This is a genomic window from Pseudomonas sp. C32, from assembly GCF_030417915.1.
Lineage (GTDB): Bacteria > Pseudomonadota > Gammaproteobacteria > Pseudomonadales > Pseudomonadaceae > Aquipseudomonas.
This window is the reverse complement of the sequence record NZ_JAUHUK010000050.1, coordinates 1-1,669: the sequence shown is the minus strand read 5'-3', so window position 1 is coordinate 1,669 and position 1,669 is coordinate 1. Positions and strand designations below refer to the sequence as shown.

At 57.9% G+C, this 1,669-nt stretch carries 1 protein-coding gene; it reads right to left on the bottom strand.

What is annotated here, in order from left to right; translation table 11 throughout:
- Positions 1–38: 38 nt before the first annotated feature.
- Positions 39–1,594, bottom strand: a protein-coding gene (locus QYH43_RS26855) for an IS3 family transposase (protein ID WP_301158521.1) whose coding sequence is annotated in 2 segments (ribosomal slippage) — positions 39–1,132 and positions 1,132–1,594 — 1,557 coding nt in all. Because the reading frame shifts where the segments join, the coding sequence is not laid out codon by codon here.
- Positions 1,595–1,669 lie beyond the last annotated feature (75 nt).

Below are 1,669 nucleotides of genomic sequence, written 5' to 3'. Positions count from 1 at the left end.
CGGCGTTTTTCAAGGTAGTTGTCGCGTCAACCGTCTAACTATGCCGCTATTTTCTCGATCTGTTGCTCTCGATCCGGATTCAGCAGCACGGTGCCGATCGGCTCCCAATTACGCGTCTGGCCTGACCACCGTTCCGGTTTTTTCTCCTTGGCTCGTTCGTACAACTCATGGCGCCGGGACAAGACCTGATGATCCAGCCCCCGATGCCGCTCAGTCGGCGTGACGAACCGGATACGGCTATGCCGGTGCTCGTTGTTGTACCAGCGCATGAAATCCCTTACCCAAGCGCGTGCGGCGTTCAAGCTGGCAAAGCCATCCAGCGGCCATTGCGGGCAGTATTTCAGCGTTCTAAACAGCGACTCCGAGTAGGGATTGTCGTTGCTCACTCGCGGCCGGCCCCGCGAGGGCGTGATGCCCAGGTCGTACATCTTGCTCAGCAGCGTTACCGATTTCATCGGCGCTCCGTTGTCCGAGTGCAGCACCAGCGGTTCGTGTAAACACTGCTCACCGATCACGCTACGTTGCAGCAGTGCGGCGGCTTTCTCGCCGCTTTCTGCGTCGTAGACCTCCCAGCCCACGGCCTTGCGGCTGTAAATATCCTCGATCAGATAGAGGTAGTAATACTTGCCGCGTATCGGCGACGGCAGATACGTGATGTCCCATGACCACACCTGATTGGGCGCTTTGGCCGCATGCGTCGTCGGTGCTGCGTGCCTTCTGGGTCGCTGGCTGCGGCCTCGATGTTGCTGTTGGCCTGCCGCACGTAGAACGCGATAAAACGTCGACTCCGACGCCAGATAACACGCATGATCGGCCAGTCGTGGCACGATCTGGCTCGGCGGCAAGTGGGCGTACTCCGGGCTGTTACACAACGTCACGATGGTCTGACGCTCGACTTCGCTCAGTGCATTTCGCGGAGTTGGCCGTGTGACAGTCGTTCGGGCATCGGCCTGGATAACCTCTGTTTCAGTCCACCGTTGCAATGTCCGCAGCGATAAACCAATTTCCCGGCAGGCTCTGATTTTTCTAGCGCCTGCCGCGACCGCGCTTTCCAGCCAGGCAACGAGCAACTGGCGCTCTGGTAAAGACGTTAGTTGTCCTCGTTGTCGTTCGTCCCCCAGTAATCGTTGAGCTTTTTTCGCAGCACCAACAACGCGGCTGTTTCAGCAAGCGCCTTGTCTTTGCGGCGCAGTTCGCGCTCAAGTTCCTGGATGCGTTTCTTGTCCTTGCGAGCTTGCTCCCGATCTTCTTTTTGCTGGGCTTTGTCTGCCTTCTGACCGTTGATGCAGGCCTGTCGCCAGGCGGTGATTTGCTCGGGGTAAAGGCCTTTGCGGCGGCAGTATTCACCCAGGTCGATCTCGGACAAACCGGCGGCTTCGAGCACGACAGCAAACTTGGTTTCGGCTGACCAGTTCTCGGTCAGCGGCTTGTTTTCGGACACTGCACTTCCTTCAGAACTGAGCTGTTTGCGCCAGTTGGACAAAGACATTTCGCTGACCCCTTCGCGCCGGGAAACCTCGGCCATCGACAGGTTCAGCGGGGGAAGCAGCATCTTGAGTAATGCGGCTCTGCGTTCAGGTGAATAGTACGGCACGACCAGTCTCTTTCCGCCCCCGATATGCTTTTTTAGGAAAAATCGGAGAGGCGACAACTATCCTGACACCGGGGG